Origin of the sequence: Pseudomonas sp. PICF141, assembly GCF_002286815.1 — a bacterium.
Lineage (GTDB): Bacteria > Pseudomonadota > Gammaproteobacteria > Pseudomonadales > Pseudomonadaceae > Aquipseudomonas.
Window position 1 is genome coordinate 91267 of the sequence record NZ_MUNM01000083.1, and the last position, 18726, is coordinate 109992.

Here is an 18726-nt window from a genome sequence, read left to right on the forward strand (position 1 = left end):
TCATCCTACGCAGTCGGCTCTGGCGGGGAAACGCACAGCAACGCACAATGGCTGTGCCAATTTCGCATAAGCGCCGACGAACCATGAACCCCAATCAATTGACCGAACAACTTGGCCTGTTTCTCGATGTGCTGGAAAGTGGCAGTTTTTCCGCCGCATCCCGACGCCATCCCTTGACGCCTTCGGCCGTCGCGCGACGCATTGATAGCCTGGAAAACGCCGTTGGCAGCCAGTTGTTCATCCGCAGCACCCACGCGGTGCGCGCGACCCCGGCCGGTCTGGCTTTTGCTGAACGTGCGCGGCGGATCGTCGCTGAACTGCGCCTGGCCCGTGCGGAAGCGGTGTCTCTTAGCAGTGCGCCGGAAGGCTTGATTCGGGTGGATGCGCCGGCAGCGTTCGGACGACGCCATCTGGCGCCGGCGATTGCCGATTTCCTGACGCTTTACCCTGGCCTGGACGTGCAATTGCACCTGATCGACAGCTTTGTCGACATGCAGGGCTTGAACCTGGGCAAAGTCGATCTGGTACTGCGTGCCGGGCAGATGGCCGATACTCGACTGGTGGCGACGCCGCTGGCGAGCATGGTGCGTATCGCCTGCGCCAGCCCCGATTACCTGCAACGCCGTGGCGTGCCCACCGACCCAGCGCAGCTGGGCGACCATGATGGCCTCGACTGGGAGGGCCTGGCTCCGCCCTTCGCTTGGCGCTTCGAGCAGAATGGGCAGATGCATTTGCACCGGCCTGCGCGAATCCGCATGAGCGCCAACAATGCCGAGGCACTGGTCTGCGGTGCATTGGCCGGGTTGGGCATCGCGCATTTACCGACGTGGCTGGCCAGCGAATATTATTACGCGGCGAACTGCTGCCGCTGTTCTGCGAAAACGGTCTGCCAAAACCGGAAAGCACCGGCATTTACGCATTGCGCCTGGAGCAACAACCCAGTTCGCGCAGCCGCTTGTTGCTGGAGTACCTGAAGACCCGTTTCAGCCCCATTCCGCCGTGGGATCTGGCGCTGCAAACCAATCTGGATCGCCACTAGTCCAGAATTATCTGGCGCATTAAAGATTCGCCCGCTAGATTCATGACGATCACTGATCAAGGCTTTGAAATGAACACCGAGCGCAACAAACCGGACAACTGCGAAGACCTGCTGCTGGACAATCAGGTCTGCTTCGCCCTGCATTCCACCTCGCTGCTGATGACCAAGGTCTACAAGCCGCTGCTGCAAGCGCTGGGCCTGACCTATCCGCAGTATCTGGCAATGATGGTGTTGTGGGAAAAGGATGGGTTGACGGTCGGCGAAATCAGCACCCGCCTGCTGACCGATCCCGGTTCCCTCACCCCGCTGCTCAAGCGCCTGGAAGCCGAAGGCCTGCTGAGCCGCACCCGCAGCCGTGAAGACGAGCGAGTAGTGATCGTCGAATTGACCGAGCAAGGCCGTGCCCTGCGCGACAAGGCGCGGGGCATTCCCCAGTGCATCCTCGGCGCCAGCGGACAAACGCTGGAGCAGCTGAAGAAGCTGCAAGCGGATCTTCAAGCGCTGCGTAGTCATCTGCAAGACAGCCTTTAGACCGCGTAATCGTTCTTCGCGGGCACGCCTCGCTCCTACAGGTTTGCGGTCATAGCATAATTTGTAAACGACACAAAACCTGTGGGAGCGAGGCTTGCCCGCGAAGGCGTCCTCCCCGTCGCAAAAAAATTTCACCACGCAAAAATCCCGCACGAAAGCCTCTACCTCAAGCCTCTCCTCCCCAATCGAATTGCTGAATGACGACTCAAAACAAATTTTTTCGAAAATTTATCTTGCGCACTAAATATTAGCGAGCTACATTCACCTCGCACTTACTTAGCGCGCAAACATTTAGCGCAAAAACATCAAACCCAAACGAGGCTCACACCATGCAAACTCTCTACACCGCAATCGCAACCTCCACCGGCGGCCGTGACGGTCGTGCGATCTCCAGCGACAACGTGCTCGACGTCAAACTTGCCACCCCGAAAGAACTTGGTGGCGCAGGCGGCGCGGCAACCAACCCGGAACAACTGTTCGCCGCGGGCTACTCCGCCTGCTTTATCGGTGCGCTGAAATTCGTCGCCAGCCAGAGCAAACGCAAAATCCCCGACGATGCGTCGATCACCGCCCATGTCGGCATCGGCCAGATCCCTGGCGGCTTCGGTCTGGACATCGATCTGCACATCAGCTTGCCGGGTCTTGAGCAGGCTGACGCACAAAGCCTGGTCGAAGCTGCCCACCAGGTTTGCCCGTACTCCAATGCCACCCGTGGCAATGTCGATGTGCGCCTGCACGTTGCCGTCTAACTGCTGACTCCAAGGCCTGACAGGAAATGAACATGAACACTTTCAGCAACGTCTTGACCGGTACCCTTCTCGCCCTGTCCATCAACAGTGCATTCGCAGGCAATGGGGTTGAACACAACACCCAGGCGTTCCTCGATGTACTGAACGCCGGCACCGGCAAACCGATTGAACAGCTCACGCCTGCCGATGCCCGTGCGGTGTTGGTGGGTGCGCAGGCCGGAGTGAAACTGACACTGCCCAAAGCCGATGTCAGCGAGAAGACCATCCAGGTCGACGGCCAACCGATCAGCCTGACCATCGTTCGGCCGGCGGGGGTCAAAGGCGAGCTGCCAGTGTTCATGTTCTTCCATGGCGGTGGTTGGGTGCTGGGGGATTTCCCAACCCACGAACGGCTGGTTCGGGACCTGGTAACAGGTTCGGGCGCGGCGGCAGTATTCGTCAATTACACCCCTTCGCCAGAGGCGCATTACCCGGTGGCGATCAATCAAGCGTATGCCGCGACGAAGTGGGTGGCCGAGCACGGTAAAGAAATCAACGTCGATGGCAAACGTCTGGCCGTGGCCGGCAACAGCGTCGGTGGCAACATGGCAGCCGTGGTTGCGCTGATGGCCAAAGACAAAGGCACGCCAGCGATCAGGTATCAGGTGTTGTTGTGGCCGGTGACTGACGCCAGCTTCGAAACGGCGTCTTACAACCAGTTCGCCGAGGGGCACTTCCTCACCAAAAACATGATGAAGTGGTTCTGGGACAACTACACAACCGATGCCAGACAAAGGAACGAGATTTACGCCTCACCGCTGCGGGCAACCACCGCGCAACTCAAGGGCTTGCCACCTGCGCTGGTGCAGACGGCCAGCGCCGATGTCCTGCGCGATGAGGGTGAAGCCTACGCCCGCAAACTCGACGAGGCGGGTGTGCCGGTCACAGCAGTGCGCTACAACGGCATGATCCACGACTACGGTTTGCTCAACGTAGTGAACCAGGTGCCCGCAGTGCGTTCGGCAATGCTGCAGGCATCTGAAGAGCTCAAGCAACATTTGAAATAAAGCAAAAAGATCGCAGCCTCGTTTCACTCGACAGCTCCTACAGGGGGAATACAAAACCCATGTAGAGCTGTCGAGTGAAACGAGGCTGCGATCTATTGATCCTGATCTTCGGTCACAAAAAAGCCCGACTCAATGGTCGGGCTTTTTCATTCCTCAAGCTGTGCTTATTTAGCACGGCCTTTGTAGGAACCGCCTTCGCGGGTATCGATTTCGATCATGTCGCCGATTTCGATGAAGTCAGCAACCGACAGCTCGGTACCGTTCTTCAGTTTGGCAGGCTTCATCACCTTGCCGGAAGTGTCACCGCGAGCGGAACCTTCGGTGTAGTCAACCTGACGCACGATAGTGGTCGGCAGCTCTACGGAAACCAGACGGTCTTCGAAGAACACGGCTTCACAGACGTCGGTCATGCCTTCTTCGATGAACGGCAGAACGCTTTCGATGTCTTCAGCGTTCAGTTCGTACATGGTGTAGTCAGTGGTGTCCATGAACGTGTAGGAATCGCCGCTGATGAAGGACAGGGTCGCTTCTTTGCGGTCGAGGATCACGTCGTCCAGTTTGTCGTCGGCGCTGTAAACGGTTTCGGTCTTGTAACCGGTCAGCAGGTTCTTCAGCTTGGTCTTCATGATCGCGCTGTTACGACCCGACTTGGTGAATTCAGCTTTCTGAACCAGCCAAGGATCGTTGTCGATACGGATCACGGTACCGGGTTTGAGTTCTTTACCAGTTTTCATTGCGAATATCCGAATTTGGATGGGATTTACAAAAATCTAGGCCGCGTATCATATCCAATTTAGGTAAAACTGTACCAGCGCTGCGGCAAGATCTGCCTGCAAGGCTTGTTCCAGACACCATGTCTCGGCATGTTTTTCCAGTTCAGGCCAGTGTTTGCGGGTTGATTTCCAATGATCGGTCATTGTCTCACCTGCATTCCACGCCCGCCATAGACCGCTGATCGCCTCGCGAGCGGGCCCGGACAGGCCTTGGGTGTAGAGGGTCAGGAAGGCGTCGAGCTTATCCAGGTGAATGTCTTCGTCCTGGCGATAGATGTGCCAGAGCAGCGGACGGCCAGCCCATTGGGCGCGGATGAAGGAGTCTTCGCCACGCACAGCGTTAAAATCGCAGCTCCACAGCAACAGGTCATAATGATCCTGTCGGACGAATGGCAGCACTTGCACGGTCAACGCGTCACGTACATGCACCGCCCCGGCCGTCAGCCCGTCCACCTTAAGCCAGCGTTCGACGTCGCCGAGAATTCGCCCTTCGGGGACCAGCAGATGAGTCGGCGTCGAGTCGGCCGCCATCGTGTCGAGCCAACTGGCCAACCCGGGATTTTCGTAGGCAAACAGCGAGATCAGTTGTGCATTCGGCGCGCGGTCGATTCCCAGGCCTTGCAGGAATTCTCGCTGCGCTTGCGGGCTTTGTTGAAACTGCCGACGCCGCTCGAGTAATCCGCTTTCACGCAACAAGCCACCAGTGCCCTTGCGAAAGCCCGGGAAGAAAAAGAACTTCTGCACGTTCTTGTACTTCACCGACGGCAAGCCGTGACAGCCGACGACCCAGTCTTCGGCACTCAAGTAATCGAGGTTCATCCACAGCGGCGGTTTTTCCCGTGCGGCCATGGCCTCCATATAGGCACTTGGCAACTGGCACGCGAAGGCGGCGATGACGACATCGGCGGCTTCGGTGGGCTGCCAGTCCGCCGACCACTGTCGCACCTCGACGCCCTGCTGCCACTGCTGCGCAGCGTTGATGTCGATGTCTGGACACAAACGCTCGAAGGCCCGCAGGTCATCGACCCACAAACGCACCGCCATTGAATGTTCGGCCACCAGTTGTCGGGCCAGGCGCCAGGTCACACCGATATCGCCGAAGTTGTCGACCACGGTGCAAAAAATATCCCAGCGCCAGCGGTTTTTCACTTGAGGCATTTCAGGCATTCCAGGCTCCCGTTGGCAAAGGCGCCGATTGTCCGCATAAATTACTCCGCGCAGAAGAGCCGACGGCGATTAATCTTCATGCGACAATCGCCACTTGCCCGCGACTACCCGCCAGGAGGCAGTCATGCCCTACCGTCCCAATCCGCGCCGTCCCTTACCGATTCAGTTCAGCGCGCTGCAACTGACCGGCAGTATTGCCCTCGGTCTGTGGCTGGGATTCATCGCGATCGCACTGACTTGCTGGCTCGCCGGGCGTCTGTTGTTCAATGAGCAATTGGCATCCGTGACCCAGGCGGTGGAACAACTGGCCAAGCCACCGGTGGTTGAGCAACCCGCCTCGCAGAACCCGATGTTCGAACAGTACGAGGACCACCTGCGCAGGAATGAACAGCAGCAAATGGTGGAACAGGCCCGAAGCAGCAAAAACAACCTGTCCAATCCAAAATGCCAGTTCTGGCTGCAGCAGAATCAAACGGCGCCGAGCGAAAAAAGCCGCGCCAACGTCCTGCAATTCTGCGACTGATCAAGAAGCTCTCCATGCACAAGCCGACCATCCACCAACTGATTATCGACAAGCTGCGGATCGATCTCGATATCGCCGAACGCGCCGCGCAAACCGCTTACGAAACCGCGACCCACGAAGAAAACATAGCCGAAAACAAGTACGACACGCTGGGGCTGGAGGCGTCTTACCTGGCGGCCGGACAGGCCAGACGAGTGGAAGAAATCCGTCAGTCATTGACCCTTTGCCAGAACCTGACATTACGACCTTATGACGATCAGCGCGGCATCGAAATCGGTGCCCTGCTCGGCCTGGAAGACGAAAAGGGTCGCGAACAATGGCTGTTCCTGGCCCCCGACGCGGCCGGGCTGAAGATCGATCTGGTGGGGCAATTGATTACCGTCATCACCCCTCGCTCGCCGCTGGGCAAAAGCCTGCTGGGCAAGTTCGAAGGGGATGAAGTGGAGGTTCTGGTGGCGGGCGCTCGGCAACAGTTTTCTGTCACCGAGGTCATGTAGAAAAAACGATTAATGCACCGGCAGTTCGACGCCGTCGAACAGCTCTTCCAGTTCCTGTTTGTTGTGGCACTGAATGGCCTTGGCCATAACTTCGCGGGTCAGGTGCGGCGCGAACTTCTCGATGAAGTCGCACATGAAGCCACGCAGGAAGGTGCCGCGACGGAAACCGATCTTGGTAATGCTGGATTCGAACAACTCGCTGGCATCGAGCACCACCAGGTCGCTATCGAGCTTGGGGTCGACCGCCATTTTCGCCACGATGCCCACGCCCAGGCCCAGACGCACGTAAGTCTTGATCACGTCGGCGTCGGCGGCGGTGAACACTACTTTGGGTGTCAGGCCGCGATGGCTGAAAGCTTCGTCGAGTTTCGAACGACCGGTGAAACCGAACACGTACGTCACGATCGGGTATTCGGCCAGGGCTTCGAGGGTCAGCTTCGACAGCTTGGTCAGCGGGTGGCCCTGAGGCACGACCACGCAGCGGTTCCAGCGGTAGCACGGCATCATCACCAGGTCGCCGAACAATTCCAGCGCTTCGGTGGCGATGGCGAAATCGACGGTGCCGTCAGCGGCCATCTCGGCAATCTGCATCGGCGAACCCTGGTGCATGTGCAGGGCAACGTCCGGATATTGCTTGATGAAATTGCTGATCACCGGTGGCAACGCATAACGTGCCTGGGTGTGCGTGGTGGCGATCGACAAGGTGCCTTTTTTCTCGTTGGAAAATTCCTGGGCGATCTGTTTGATGCTTTCAACTTTGCGCAGGATTTCGCCGGCGGTGGTGATGATGCGCTCGCCGGCCGGGGTAACCCGGGTCAGGTGCTTGCCGCTACGGGCGAAAACCTCGACCCCCAATTCGTCTTCCAGCAGGCGGATCTGTTTGCTGATGCCCGGTTGCGAGGTGTAAAGGCTTTGGGCTGTAGCTGAAACGTTGAGGTCGTGGTGCGCCACTTCCCAGATGTAGCGCAATTGTTGGAGCTTCATATGAATCCCTCAAAGCAGGTAGACGCCACGGGCATCAGCGACGATATATAACTATATTAATGGTTTGATTAATAAATCTAGAACTTTTTATCAAAACGCCATTATTCGTGTCCTAGCGATCCCCTTTGCGGCGACGCTCCATCAGCGGCACCAGATAGACCGGCACTCGAGACAGTTGCAACACGCGCGCAGCGGTTCGGCCCAATGGCGTTTCCGCGCCAGCACCATGACTGTGACTCCCTACGATCAGCAAATCGACGGAGAGTTTCTGCGCCTGGTCGAGAATCACCTGCGACGGATCACCCTGCAGCACGCGCACTGTCTTAATCCGTTCCAGGTCCTGCTCCCCATCCCCTCCCAACTCTTCGCGAAAGCTGTCGAGCACCCGCTGCTCGATATTGGCAATCACCGTATTCAGGCCCTGACTGTGAAACTCGTTCAAGGCCTGCTCATCGAGGTAACTCTGAAGCACCGATTCGGCGAACAAACCCATCGGCTCAACCGCATGCACTACATACAAATCGGCGTTGAATGTTCGAGCCAGTGCCAACGCATGCTGCATCACAAAAGGTGCGTACAGACCGAGGTCGGTGGCATACAGCATCGAATGAATCATAGGGACCTCCTTTAATGCCAACACGGCGGAGATTGATTCAGCTTAGCAGTGCCGTGGCGAGTGCGACGCTCGGTGCAGTGCATTGGACCGCAGCGCTTTAAATCGACGACTCGTTACTGATGCCATGCGGCACGTGACCGGTAGCAACCACTTCGCGGGCCAGCTCGCAATGGCCGGCCTGGTCATCGAAAAAAACGTCGGCGGCAAAGGCTTCGAGAAAAGCTGATTTGGTCAACCCTCCAAGGAACAGCGATTCGTCCAGACGGATGTCCCATTCGCGCAAGGTGCGGATCACCCGTTCATGGGCCGGCGCCGAGCGCGCGGTTACCAAGGCGGTGCGGATCGGACAGGCCTCCTCGGGAAACTCGCGTTGCAGCAGATTGAGCGCCGCGAGAAAGCCTTTGAACGGCCCGCCGCGCAAAGGCTCGCGGGCCGCCTTACGCTCGCTGGCCTGAAACGCTGCAAGGCCTCCCGACTGATAGACCCGCTCCGACTCATCGGAAAACAGCACCGCGTCACCGTCGAACGCGATACGCAATTCATCGCTGGCAGCGCGACTGGCACCGCCCGACAGAATAGTCGCTGCTGCGAAACCGGCATCCAGCGCACTGCGCACATCGTCGGAATGGGTCGAAAGAAACAGGTCACAACCAAAGGCTTTGAGGTAGGGATAAGGACTGCGCCCGCCGACAAATGCCGCACGGGAAATCGCCAGGCCATAATGATGAATCGAATTGAAAACCCGCAGGCCGGTGTCGGCGCTGTTGCGCGACACCAGGACTACCTCGACCCGTGCACGGCCAAGACTGGCGTTCAGGTTCAAGAGTTTTTCGACTAACGGGAACGCGTCGCCAGGCTCGAGAATTTCGTCTTCGTGTTCGATCTGATATTGCCGATAGGCCTCGACGCCGCTCGACAGATAAACCTTGTGGCTCTCGCTCAAGTCGAACAGCGCTCGCGAAGAAATCGCCAGCACCAGTTTGTCGTCTATGCCATTGGCCATGCCCTTCCCCTAATGCTCAATCAGTTAAGCCGCAATGCTATCTGTAGCAGCTGCCGAACCTGCGAGGCTGCGTTCGGCTGCGAATCAGTCGTGAATCCGGCCGACGCGGTCTGCCGAATGTTCTGGCTTTACGACTGCTTCGCAGCCGAACGCAGGCTTCGCCAGCTGCTACAAGAAGGTGCTATTGCTGAACAGTCCTTTGGCCGACTCAGTGATTACGTCGGTCGATGAAACTCAAGCTGCGATACAACGCCTCGATGCGCGGTAATTCACATCCCGCGGCCTTCGCCGCTGCCAGTGGCCGAGTGTAGATGGCATCCAGTTCCAGCGGCCGCTTGTGCAGGAAGTCGTGGTACATGCTCGGCCAGTAGTCGGGCATTTTCTCAGTCATCATGAACAGATAATCAGCGTAACCGGGCGGCATCTCGTGACCGCAGGCCTTGGCCCCTTGAACCACTTCGGCCATCAGGGCCTGAATCAACGCGCGGCTGTCGGCATCCGCCATTAACGGCGTGGTGCTGGCGCCGAGCAGAACCGACAGGCCGTTGTAGGGGATATTCCAGACCAGTTTCTGCCAACGCGCCTGATGCAGGTTCGCCATGGCCCGAGCGTCGATGCCGGCGGCGCGGAAAAGCCCGGCGCCCTCCTCGACAATGTGCATGCGCGCCTGTTCATCGGCGACGGGGCCACTGTGGTAGCCAAGGTTCACCGCACCGAGCGCCTGATGGGTAATGACCCCTGGGCCGGCGCGATGGACGCAAATCAGACAGAGCCCGCCCAGCAGGTGCAGCGAGTCGGGGAGCAACTCGCGCAGACGGTCTTCAACGTCCAGGCCATTTTGCAGCAACAGCACTTTGGCACCCGGCGCCGCGGCTTGAATAATGGCGGGGGCCAGGTCCGTGTTACTGGTGGTCTTTGCGCCCACCAGTAACCAGTCGCACGGCGGCATGTCGGCAGCCGACGAATAAGCCTGGACCGGGTTCAGGAGCAGCGGCCCCAACGACGCATGATCAAGTTGCAAGCCGCGCTCAGACACCGCTGCAAATTCACTGCGCAACAGGAAATGCACATCGAAGCCGGCACGCGCGAGCATCAGCCCGTAGAAACCACCGATCGCGCCGGTTCCGATAATGCCGATGGTCGATTTGGTTCCTGTCTCAGTCATGGCAATTCCTCTGCTGGTCGATTCAACGCCTGCCCCACGGCTTCGTTGAGCGCTGTGCGGGTCAAACGCGACTGTAGTGCCCCGAAGAATTCACCGTCGCGCACTACAAACAGCGCCGGCAAATGAAAGACCCGATAACGCTCGACCACTCCGCCATTGTTCCCGGCATCGATCCAGCACAGTCGATCGACCGCCAGATCGAGCATGGGCAATTGCTCACGGGCAAAACGGCAACTCGCGCAACCGACGCTGGTAAAGATCACCAGGGAAACGCCGTTCATCGCCAATAGCCGTTGGTCGGCGTCGAAATCGGTCAGTTCCGATTCGACCACTATACTGGGAGAAACGATGTCAGATGGCCGACACAGGGAGTCCGTGTTCATGGGACGTTATCTTCCTCATCCTGACGATGTACCCGTCGAATTAACGTTGCTCAAACGTGAGTGCATTTCGCGACAACAGCTGCACACTATCAGCCTCGGCGGCATGGCTTGCAATTACCACCGCGGATGGCGAAGGGGCACCGCACTTCAAGTGCGCATGCCGACCCTGAGCACCACGATCTGTTACCTGGGCTATGTGGCCTGGTGTCTGCGACGAAAACGCAGCTATCTGGTGGGCATCGCCTTCGTTGATGAACAGACCCTGTTCAGCGCGCGAATGGGCGAGCAGGTTTGCCAGATCGAACGTTACTGCCGTCAGCACGAACCCCAAAGCGAACAGCTGAATAACCAGACCCTGGCCCTCGAATGGGTCCAACTGCACGCCAACGAGTTCTCCCACGACACGGTTCGCAAGGCATTTGCATAAGTAATGCTGGATTAAACCGGTGTCTGCCCATTGTCGAGCCACGGTGTAACGCGCTAAGGTTCGGCTCCCCGACGCGCTTAATTTGCTGTGCTCCGCCGCGCGGGTTCGCTGGCGGCCGGCACCTGTGACCTGACGAGTAAACGATGGCTGATTTACCGATCAACGACCTTAACGTCGCCTCCAACGAGACCCTGATCACTCCCGATCAGCTCAAGCGTGATATCCCTCTGAGCGACGCTGCCTTGCGCACCGTCACCAAGGGCCGCGAAGTCATTCGCAACATTCTTGATGGCACCGACCACCGCCTGTTCGTCGTGATCGGGCCGTGCTCGATCCATGACATCAAGGCTGCCCACGAATACGCCGAACGTCTGAAAGCGCTTGCGGCGGAAGTGTCCGATACCTTGTATCTGGTCATGCGCGTGTACTTCGAGAAGCCACGCACCACCGTAGGCTGGAAAGGCCTGATCAACGACCCATACCTGGATGACTCGTTCAAGATTCAGGATGGCTTGCACATTGGTCGTCAGTTGTTGCTGGACCTGGCCGAAATGGGCCTGCCGACCGCAACCGAAGCCCTCGACCCGATCTCCCCGCAATACTTGCAGGACCTGATCAGCTGGTCGGCGATCGGTGCACGCACTACCGAATCCCAGACTCACCGGGAAATGGCGTCCGGCCTGTCCTCGGCTGTCGGCTTCAAGAACGGCACCGATGGCGGCCTGACCGTGGCCATCAATGCCTTGCAATCGGTCTCCAGCCCGCACCGCTTCCTGGGCATCAACCAGGAAGGTGGCGTGTCGATCGTCACCACCAAGGGCAACGCCTACGGTCACGTAGTGTTGCGCGGCGGTAATGGCAAACCGAACTATGATTCGGTCAGCGTCGCGCTCTGCGAGCAAGCGCTGAACAAGGCGAAGATCAAGCCGAACATCATGGTCGATTGCAGCCACGCCAACTCCAACAAGGACCCGGCCCTGCAACCGCTGGTGATGGAGAACGTCGCCAACCAGATCCTCGAAGGCAACCAGTCGATCATCGGCCTGATGGTCGAAAGTCACCTGAACTGGGGCTGCCAGGCGATCCCCAAAGACCTCGCCGACCTGCAATACGGTGTGTCGATCACCGATGCCTGCATCGACTGGACCGCCACCGAAAACACCTTGCGCAGCATGCACGCCAAGCTCAAGGATGTATTGCCGAAACGCGATCGCACCTGATCGCCGTTTCACCCATAAAAAAACGCCAGGCTTTAACCTGGCGTTTTTTTATGCGTCCGTTTTGATCACAGCTTGGCGGCATGCCGCTGGTGACGCTCCATGTAGCGCTCCACATAGGAACACGATGGAATGACTGTGTAGCCCATTTCCTCGGCGTACTGCAGTGCCTGCTCGGTCAACGCCGCCGCGATGCCGCGACCACGCAGCGCGTTGGGCACAAAGGTACGATAAATATCCAGGGTCTGTTTCCCCAGATCCATATAGGTCAGGTAGGCACGATAACCGTCCACAGTGGTCTCGAATTGATGACCAGCCTGGTCATGGTGGATGGACAACGCCTCGCTCATCACTACTCCTCGCGGGTCTTTGATTCTGACCCCTACCTTACCGATGTTTTTCCGGCGAAGGAACATCTACGCCACCCTGTGCCTGAATGGACACCGAGAGAGCAACACCAATCTCGCGCAACCGAGCACGTATCAAATAGTAGGCACCATTGGCAGAAATGCTCAAGGGACGCTCGTCATGCTGGCTGGCGGATGTTGCTGGGTAATGCAGGGGCGGCCCGACCGGAATCTTCCCGAGTCCGGGCCTGAACATTGCCGGATATTGAGACTTGAGACGAGCGCCCTTTGTTTAAGTCACCTCAACATGGATAAAGATATGAGAGCCGCTGCGCAAAATTCGAACAAAAGTGTGGACGATTCCATCTAGACGGACTTTAGTTGTGACTGAAAAACAGCTGTGCGCTGAGGAACTTTCCTTTGGCGGATCGCTCTGTTCGGGCCTCGCAGCTGGATATTTTTTATACAATGCAGTTAAAAGTTGATCGAAAAAGAATCAACGCCTACAATTTTTTTTGCTTCTTGCTCTACGTCAGTTTACTTACTACAAGTAATGGGTAGTATGTACGCCGGCTATTTCCTCACTCTGAGGAGACAGCTACTTAATAGAAAGTCCTTGAAGGGGAACACGATGAACAACGTTCTGAAATTCTCTGCTCTGGCTCTGGCCGCAGTTCTGGCTACCGGTTGCAGCAGCGTATCGAAAGAAACCGAAGCACGTCTGACTGCTACTGAAGACGCAGCAGCTCGCTCCCAGGCTCGTGCAGACGAAGCTTACCGTAAAGCTGATGAAGCTCTGGCTGCTGCTCAAAAAGCACAACAGACTGCTGACGAAGCTAACGAGCGTGCTCTGCGCATGCTGGAAAAAGCTAGCCGCAAGTAATAGTCCTTCGGGATTGTTATCAAGCCGACCCATTTTTTGGGTCGGCTTTTTTATGGCCTGACGTTTGTGCAGACCATAAAAAACCCGCCGACGCGGCCTGCGTCGGCGGGTTGCTTTAAAGCGAAAGCTTTACTGCTGCAGGTCGATCGGCGCACTCGTGACCATCGACGCCGACGCATTCGGCACGGCGATTTCCACCGGCAGGCCATCTTCAGCGGCAACTACGTCACGCACCACATCCCAGTTCATGCGCAAGTTGTTGGTGATGTCCTCACGCTTGAGCATCGCATTGATCACTGCGGTGTGCTTGTCGACCACCGAAGGATTGCCCGAATCGTCCAGCGGTGTGTGCGCTTCCAGATAAACCTTGCCGGCGCTGAGGCCGAACTTGTAGGGATCGTTGATGATCCGCACCGACGTCCCGACCGGCACCATGCTGGCCATTTCCAGCACGTTGTTGTTGAACATGCGGAAGCAACCGTGGCTGGTGCGCATGCCGATACCGAATTTCTTGTTCGAACCGTGGATCAGGTAGCCCGGAGTGCCAAGAGTGAACTTGAACGGCCCCAGCGGGTTGTCTGGGCCGGCTGGCACTACGTTCGGCAGCGGATCGCCATCGGCGGCGTGCTCGGCCTTGATCGACGCTGGAGGCGTCCAGGTCGGGTTCGGCGTCTTGGCGATGATGCTGGTGTGGGCGATCGGCGAGCCCCAGCCTTCACGACCGATACCCAGCGGGAAGGTGTACACCACGTCCCGGCCTTTCGGGAAATAGTAGAGACGGTATTCAGCCAGGTTGATGACGATGCCTTCACGGGGGCCCGGCGGCAGGATGAAACGCGTCGGCAAGACGATTTCGGTCCCGGCGCCCGGCAGCCATGGATCGACTCCGGGGTTGGCCGCGACCATTTCCGAATAGCCCAGATCGTAGGTGGTGCCAAGGTCGGCGAAGGTGTCTTCGTACTTGGCCTTGATCACTTGCACCTGACCGATGATGTCTTCACCGGCAGGTGGCAGGGGTAGCTCCAATGCTGCTACCGGACCCGCGACACAGAGGGCGGCAAGAGACAGGCAGCGGGTGACGGCGGGAAAGCGCGGCAACATCCGGAAAATCCTTCGCATGATCGACAAGGGTATAAAAACAGGATTGTACACCGCTGCCCGTTATTTCGGGGAGACGTAAAGACCTGTGGTTGAGGGTAAGCCCCTTACCACAGGGATCTACAGCTCGAATCGCAACTCAGGCCAGATCGGCGAGGTGCCGCGTTTTTGCGACTCCAGAATGGCCCGGCACAGCGAGCACAGACGCTGGTCCTGGAACACGGTACGGTCGACGCTCGACCAGCGCGGTTGCGCCGGCAACAGGCTGCCGCACAAGGTTCGGTCCACCGAGCCGCCCAATTCCAGCTGACGGGTCACCAGATGCACCCGCACTTCCTGGCAGGCAAACAGATCCAGCTGTTCGTCAGGCTCGATCAGTTGGTAGGCAAAAAGGGACCAGGCAGGACGCGGCATCGGGGGCTCCAAATCGGGGGCGCCACCTTAGCCGAAACACCGCCGCTAGAAAAGCGTCAAAGCAGCGGTTTCAGTGTCGGCCAGACATTTTCCAGCAACTTGTCCTGAGCCGCCGCGGTCGGGTGCAGGCCGTCGCCTTGCATCAGGTCTGGATGACCGCCCACGCCGTCGAGAAAAAACGGCACCAGCGGGATTTTTTTCTCATCGGCCACCTTGGTGAAAACCTCGGCAAAGGCCTGGGTGTAACGCGCACCGTAATTGGGCGGCAACTGCATGCCCAGCAGCAGCACCTTGGCACCACTGGCGCGGGAGCTGTCGATCATCGACGCAAGATTTTGTTGCAATTGTGTTGGCAGCATTCCCCGCAACCCATCGTTGCCCCCCAACTCGAGGATAACCAGCTCGGGCTTATGCTCTGCAAGCAGCGCCGGCAGGCGCGCCCGGCCTCCGGCGCTGGTGTCGCCGCTGATGGATGCATTGACCACCTTATCGTCGAAACCTTCGCGCTTGAGCCGTTGCTCGAGCAACGACACCCACCCCAAGCGGGTATCCAGGCCGAAACCGGCGCTGATACTATCGCCAACGATCAGGACTGTACCCGCCGCTGCGCTCTGGGCCATGCACATCAAGGCCAGGCCAGCACTCAAAAACCACACACGCATCGGATTCTCCATGGGCGCAAGCATTCTCACCGCGAAGAACCTCAGCAAAGTGGTTCCGAGCGCGGAAGGTGAACTGACTATCCTGCACGAACTCAGCCTGGAACTGAACACGGGCGATAGCCTGGCCATCGTCGGCGCCTCCGGTTCCGGCAAATCCACCCTCCTGGGTCTGCTTGCCGGCCTCGATCTGCCGAGCAGCGGCGAAGTCACCCTCGCCGGGCAAGGCCTGAGCAATCTCGATGAAGACCAACGGGCACGCATTCGCGCTGAGCATGTGGGGTTTGTTTTTCAATCATTCCAGCTGCTCGACAGTCTCAATGCTTTAGAAAACGTCATGCTGCCGCTGGAGCTCGATGGCCGCAAAGACGCCCGCGAGCGCGCCACCGAACTGCTGCAACGGGTCGGTCTGGGCCAACGCCTGACCCACTCGCCGCGCCAGCTTTCCGGTGGCGAGCAGCAGCGCGTGGCGATTGCCCGGGCCTTCGCCGCCGAACCCGACGTGCTGTTCGCCGATGAGCCCACCGGCAATCTCGACAGCCACACCGGCGAACGCATCAGCGATTTGCTGTTCGAACTCAACCAGGAAAGCGGCACGACCCTGGTGCTGGTGACCCACGATGAACGTCTGGCACATCGCTGCCGGCGCCTGATCCGCCTTGAAGCCGGCCTGCTGGTCGCCCCTCTGGAGCCTTGATGGCACGCTTGCCGCTGTTGCGCCTGTTCAGTATCGCCCTGCGCCAATTATGGCGCGATGCCCGCGCCGGTGAATTGCGCGTTTTGTTCTTTGCCTTGCTGGTGGCGGTAGCAGCGAGTACCGCTATCGGTTACTTCGGTGCCCGCTTGAACAGCGCCATGATGCTGCGCGCCACCGAGTTTCTCGGTGCCGATCTGGTGCTTGAAGGCAGCTCTGCGGCGCGCCCCGAACAAATCAGAAGCGGCGCGGAGTTGGGCCTTGAACACGCTCAAGTCGTGGAGTTTTCCAGCGTCATCGCCACCGACAACGGCATTCAGCTCTCCAGCATCAAAGCCGCCGATGACGTCTACCCGTTGCGCGGCGAACTGAAAAGCGCCCCCGCGCCCTTCGCGCCCGAAGAACCCGGTGGCGGACCGAAACCCGGCGAAGCCTGGGTCGAAGCGCGACTGCTGACCGCATTGGACTTGAAGATCGGCGACAGCATCGACGTCGGCATGAAAACCCTGACCCTGGCGCGAGTGCTGACCTACGAGCCGGATCGCGCCGGCAATTTCTACAGCCTGACGCCACGTGTGCTGATCAATCTCAGCGACCTTGAGGCAACCGGTGTGGTGCAACCCGGCAGCCGGGTCAGTTACCGCGAACTCTGGCGCGGCAACGCCTCGGCGCTGGAAACCTATCGGCAGCTGATCAAGCCAGGCCTGGCGGCCAACCAGCGTATCCAGGATGCTCGCGATGGCAATCGGCAGATCGGTGGCGCCCTGGGCAAGGCTGAACGCTACTTGAACATGGCCAGTCTGGTGGCGGTGTTGCTGTCCGGCGTGGCGGTGGCGTTGTCGGCGACACGCTTCGCCACCCGCCGCTTCGATGCCAGTGCATTGCTGCGCTGCCTGGGCCTGTCCCGTCGGGAAACCATGGTGCTGTTCAGCCTGCAACTGACCGTACTTGGATTGCTCGCCAGCGTCAGCGGCGCCCTGCTCGGCTGGCTGGCGCAGCTGGGGCTGTTTGCATTGCTGCATGATTTATTGCCGACCGATGTTCCACCGGGTGGCCTGCTGCCGGCCATCGCGGGGATCGGCACCGGGTTGGTAGCGCTGGCCGGTTTCGCCCTGCCGCCATTGGCCGCTTTGGGTCGAGTGCCACCGTTGCGCGTGTTGCGTCGGGACATGCTGCCGATTCCGTCCAGCAGCTGGATCGTTTATGGCACGGCATTGGGCGCCCTCGGCCTGATCATGTGGCGCTTGAGCCTGGACCTGTTGCTGACTTTCGCCCTGCTCGGTGGCGGTGTGATCGCGGCACTGGTGCTGGGCAGTTTGCTGTTGCTGCTACTCAAAAGCCTGCGCCGGATGCTGGCGCGCGCCGAATTGCCATGGCGCCTCGGCTTGGGCCAACTGCTGCGCCATCCATTGGCGGCGGCCGGCCAAGCCCTGGCCTTCGGTTTGATTCTGCTGTCCATGGCGCTGATTGCTTTACTGCGTGGCGAGTTGCTCGATACCTGGCAAAACCAGTTGCCGAAAAATGCCCCGAACTACTTCGCCCTGAACATTCTGCCGGCGGACAAACAGGCCTTTATCGATCGATTGATGGAGTTGTCGGCACAATCGGCGCCGCTGTACCCGGTGGTGCCGGGACGGCTGATCAGCGTCAATGGCGAGCCGGTGCAGGAGATCGTCAGCAAGGATTCGGCCGGTGATCGCGCCATTCAACGCGACCTGAGCCTGACCTGGGCGGCCGACTTGCCGGCAGGCAACAAACTCATTGCCGGCAACTGGTGGGATCAGCAACCATCGGATGAAATACCGGGTGTATCGGTGGAAGGGAAAGTCGCCGAAAGCCTCAAGCTCAAACTCGGCGATCACATGGTATTCACCGTTGGCGGAATGAATAGGGAAGCGAAAGTCACCAGTCTGCGGGAAGTCAATTGGGACAACTTCCAGCCGAACTTTTTCATGATTTTTCAACCCGGCACCCTGAAGGATTTGCCGGCGACCTATCTGACCAGTTTCTACCTGGCGCCCGGTCACGATCAGCAGATCGTCGATCTGTCCCGAAGCTTTCCGGCAGTGACTATTCTGCAAGTCGAAGCGTTGCTGGCGCAGCTGCGCAGCATTCTCGGCCAAGTCACTCTGGCAGTGGAATACGTGCTGTTGTTTGTGTTGGCGGCGGGCATGGCGGTGTTGTTCTCCGGCTTGCAGGCAACGCTGGATGAACGCATTCGCCAAGGTGCCTTGTTGCGAGCGCTAGGCGCCGAGCGACAGTTGCTGGTCAGGGCCCGGCGGATCGAGTTCGGCCTGCTCGGCGCGGTCAGCGGATTGTTGGCGGCACTGGGTTCGGAATTGGTGAGCCTGGTGCTCTACCGCTACGCCTTCGACCTGCCCTGGCATCCGCATCCATGGCTGTTGGTGTTGCCATTGATTGGTGCCGTACTGATCGGCGGTGCCGGTGTGTTCGGTACGCGCCGCGCCTTGAACGCCAGCCCCCTGACAGTCTTGCGCGAGGGTTGATAAA

At 58.8% G+C, this 18726-nt stretch carries 21 protein-coding genes and 1 pseudogene; 11 read left to right on the forward strand and 11 right to left on the reverse strand.

What is annotated here, in order from left to right; translation table 11 throughout:
* Positions 1-83: 83 nt before the first annotated feature.
* The 4 genes and pseudogenes from BZL43_RS24665 to BZL43_RS24680 all read left to right on the forward strand — a co-directional run bounded on the left by BZL43_RS24665 (position 84) and on the right by BZL43_RS24680 (position 3365).
* Positions 84-1039: pseudogene (locus BZL43_RS24665) on the forward strand (LysR family transcriptional regulator).
* A gap of 69 nt (positions 1040-1108) precedes the next feature.
* Positions 1109-1570 (forward strand): MarR family winged helix-turn-helix transcriptional regulator, encoded by a 462-nt coding sequence (locus BZL43_RS24670; protein WP_095634730.1) that lies wholly within the window; start codon positions 1109-1111, stop codon positions 1568-1570.
* A 329-nt stretch (positions 1571-1899) separates the two neighbouring features.
* On the forward strand, positions 1900-2319 hold the full coding sequence (locus BZL43_RS24675) for an organic hydroperoxide resistance protein (RefSeq protein WP_095634696.1): 420 nt from the start codon (positions 1900-1902) through the stop codon (positions 2317-2319).
* 32 nt (positions 2320-2351) lie between these two features.
* Positions 2352-3365 carry an alpha/beta hydrolase gene (locus BZL43_RS24680; RefSeq protein WP_095634697.1) on the forward strand — a complete coding sequence of 338 codons (1014 nt, stop codon included), beginning with the start codon at positions 2352-2354 and terminating at the stop codon, positions 3363-3365.
* Between the two features lie 164 nt (positions 3366-3529).
* Here the strand turns inward: BZL43_RS24680 and BZL43_RS24685 are convergent, their stop codons facing one another.
* Positions 3530-4099: an elongation factor P gene (locus tag BZL43_RS24685; protein WP_095634698.1), complete on the reverse strand. Its 570-nt coding sequence runs from the start codon at positions 4097-4099 to the stop codon at positions 3530-3532.
* Between the two features lie 48 nt (positions 4100-4147).
* Positions 4148-5305: an elongation factor P maturation arginine rhamnosyltransferase EarP gene (earP, locus tag BZL43_RS24690; protein ID WP_095634699.1), complete on the reverse strand. Its 1158-nt coding sequence runs from the start codon at positions 5303-5305 to the stop codon at positions 4148-4150.
* A 124-nt stretch (positions 5306-5429) separates the two neighbouring features.
* On the opposite strand from earP, the gene BZL43_RS24695 reads away from it, so the two are divergent.
* Positions 5430-5828: a hypothetical protein gene (locus BZL43_RS24695; protein WP_095634700.1), complete on the forward strand. Its 399-nt coding sequence runs from the start codon at positions 5430-5432 to the stop codon at positions 5826-5828.
* Between the two features lie 14 nt (positions 5829-5842).
* Positions 5843-6325: a GreA/GreB family elongation factor gene (locus BZL43_RS24700; protein WP_095634701.1), complete on the forward strand. Its 483-nt coding sequence runs from the start codon at positions 5843-5845 to the stop codon at positions 6323-6325.
* 9 nt (positions 6326-6334) lie between these two features.
* Here BZL43_RS24700 and cysB read toward each other — a convergent pair whose 3' ends face one another.
* The 5 genes from cysB to BZL43_RS24730 all read right to left on the reverse strand — a co-directional run bounded on the left by cysB (position 6335) and on the right by BZL43_RS24730 (position 10476).
* Entirely contained in the window at positions 6335-7309 is a 975-nt protein-coding gene (gene cysB / locus BZL43_RS24705) for an HTH-type transcriptional regulator CysB (protein WP_008023282.1), read from the reverse strand.
* Positions 7310-7421: 112 nt separating this feature from the next.
* Positions 7422-7925 (reverse strand): universal stress protein, encoded by a 504-nt coding sequence (locus tag BZL43_RS24710; RefSeq protein ID WP_095634702.1) that lies wholly within the window; start codon positions 7923-7925, stop codon positions 7422-7424.
* Between the two features lie 97 nt (positions 7926-8022).
* Positions 8023-8928: a 5'-nucleotidase gene (locus tag BZL43_RS24715; RefSeq protein ID WP_095634703.1), complete on the reverse strand. Its 906-nt coding sequence runs from the start codon at positions 8926-8928 to the stop codon at positions 8023-8025.
* A 208-nt stretch (positions 8929-9136) separates the two neighbouring features.
* Positions 9137-10093, reverse strand: a complete 957-nt coding sequence (locus BZL43_RS24725; protein ID WP_095634705.1) for a putative 2-dehydropantoate 2-reductase — start codon at positions 10091-10093, stop codon at positions 9137-9139.
* The gene (locus BZL43_RS24730; RefSeq protein WP_095634706.1) at positions 10090-10476 is read right to left on the reverse strand and encodes a co-chaperone YbbN; all 387 of its coding nucleotides are present in this window, start codon (positions 10474-10476) and stop codon (positions 10090-10092) included. Before BZL43_RS24730 ends, BZL43_RS24725 begins: the two co-directional genes overlap by 4 nt.
* On the opposite strand from BZL43_RS24730, the gene BZL43_RS24735 reads away from it, so the two are divergent.
* Positions 10475-10903, forward strand: a complete 429-nt coding sequence (locus BZL43_RS24735) for a PilZ domain-containing protein (RefSeq protein WP_095634707.1) — start codon at positions 10475-10477, stop codon at positions 10901-10903. The two genes, BZL43_RS24730 and BZL43_RS24735, sit on opposite strands and share 2 nt — an antisense overlap.
* A gap of 143 nt (positions 10904-11046) precedes the next feature.
* Positions 11047-12123, forward strand: coding sequence for a 3-deoxy-7-phosphoheptulonate synthase (locus BZL43_RS24740; protein ID WP_095634708.1), 1077 nt, complete (start codon positions 11047-11049; stop codon positions 12121-12123).
* Positions 12124-12188: 65 nt separating this feature from the next.
* Here BZL43_RS24740 and BZL43_RS24745 read toward each other — a convergent pair whose 3' ends face one another.
* Positions 12189-12470 (reverse strand): GNAT family N-acetyltransferase, encoded by a 282-nt coding sequence (locus BZL43_RS24745; RefSeq protein ID WP_030132333.1) that lies wholly within the window; start codon positions 12468-12470, stop codon positions 12189-12191.
* Positions 12471-13098: 628 nt separating this feature from the next.
* On the opposite strand from BZL43_RS24745, the gene oprI reads away from it, so the two are divergent.
* Positions 13099-13350, forward strand: a complete 252-nt coding sequence (oprI, locus tag BZL43_RS24750) for an outer membrane lipoprotei OprI (RefSeq protein ID WP_003172710.1) — start codon at positions 13099-13101, stop codon at positions 13348-13350.
* 129 nt (positions 13351-13479) lie between these two features.
* On the opposite strand, the gene BZL43_RS24755 is transcribed toward oprI, so the two are convergent.
* The 3 genes from BZL43_RS24755 to BZL43_RS24765 form a co-directional block, all read right to left on the reverse strand.
* On the reverse strand, positions 13480-14451 hold the full coding sequence (locus BZL43_RS24755) for a L,D-transpeptidase family protein (protein ID WP_095634709.1): 972 nt from the start codon (positions 14449-14451) through the stop codon (positions 13480-13482).
* 117 nt (positions 14452-14568) lie between these two features.
* Positions 14569-14862 carry a hypothetical protein gene (locus BZL43_RS24760; protein WP_008075246.1) on the reverse strand — a complete coding sequence of 98 codons (294 nt, stop codon included), beginning with the start codon at positions 14860-14862 and terminating at the stop codon, positions 14569-14571.
* 56 nt (positions 14863-14918) lie between these two features.
* Complete coding sequence (locus BZL43_RS24765; protein WP_095634710.1) at positions 14919-15524, reverse strand: arylesterase; 606 nt, start codon at positions 15522-15524, stop codon at positions 14919-14921.
* Between the two features lie 10 nt (positions 15525-15534).
* Here BZL43_RS24765 and BZL43_RS24770 point away from each other — a divergent pair, with 10 nt between their 5' ends.
* Positions 15535-16218 carry an ABC transporter ATP-binding protein gene (locus BZL43_RS24770; RefSeq protein ID WP_095634711.1) on the forward strand — a complete coding sequence of 228 codons (684 nt, stop codon included), beginning with the start codon at positions 15535-15537 and terminating at the stop codon, positions 16216-16218.
* Entirely contained in the window at positions 16218-18722 is a 2505-nt protein-coding gene (locus tag BZL43_RS24775) for an ABC transporter permease (protein WP_095634712.1), read from the forward strand. The genes BZL43_RS24770 and BZL43_RS24775 overlap by 1 nt, the downstream gene beginning before the upstream one ends.
* Positions 18723-18726: the final 4 nt, after the last annotated feature.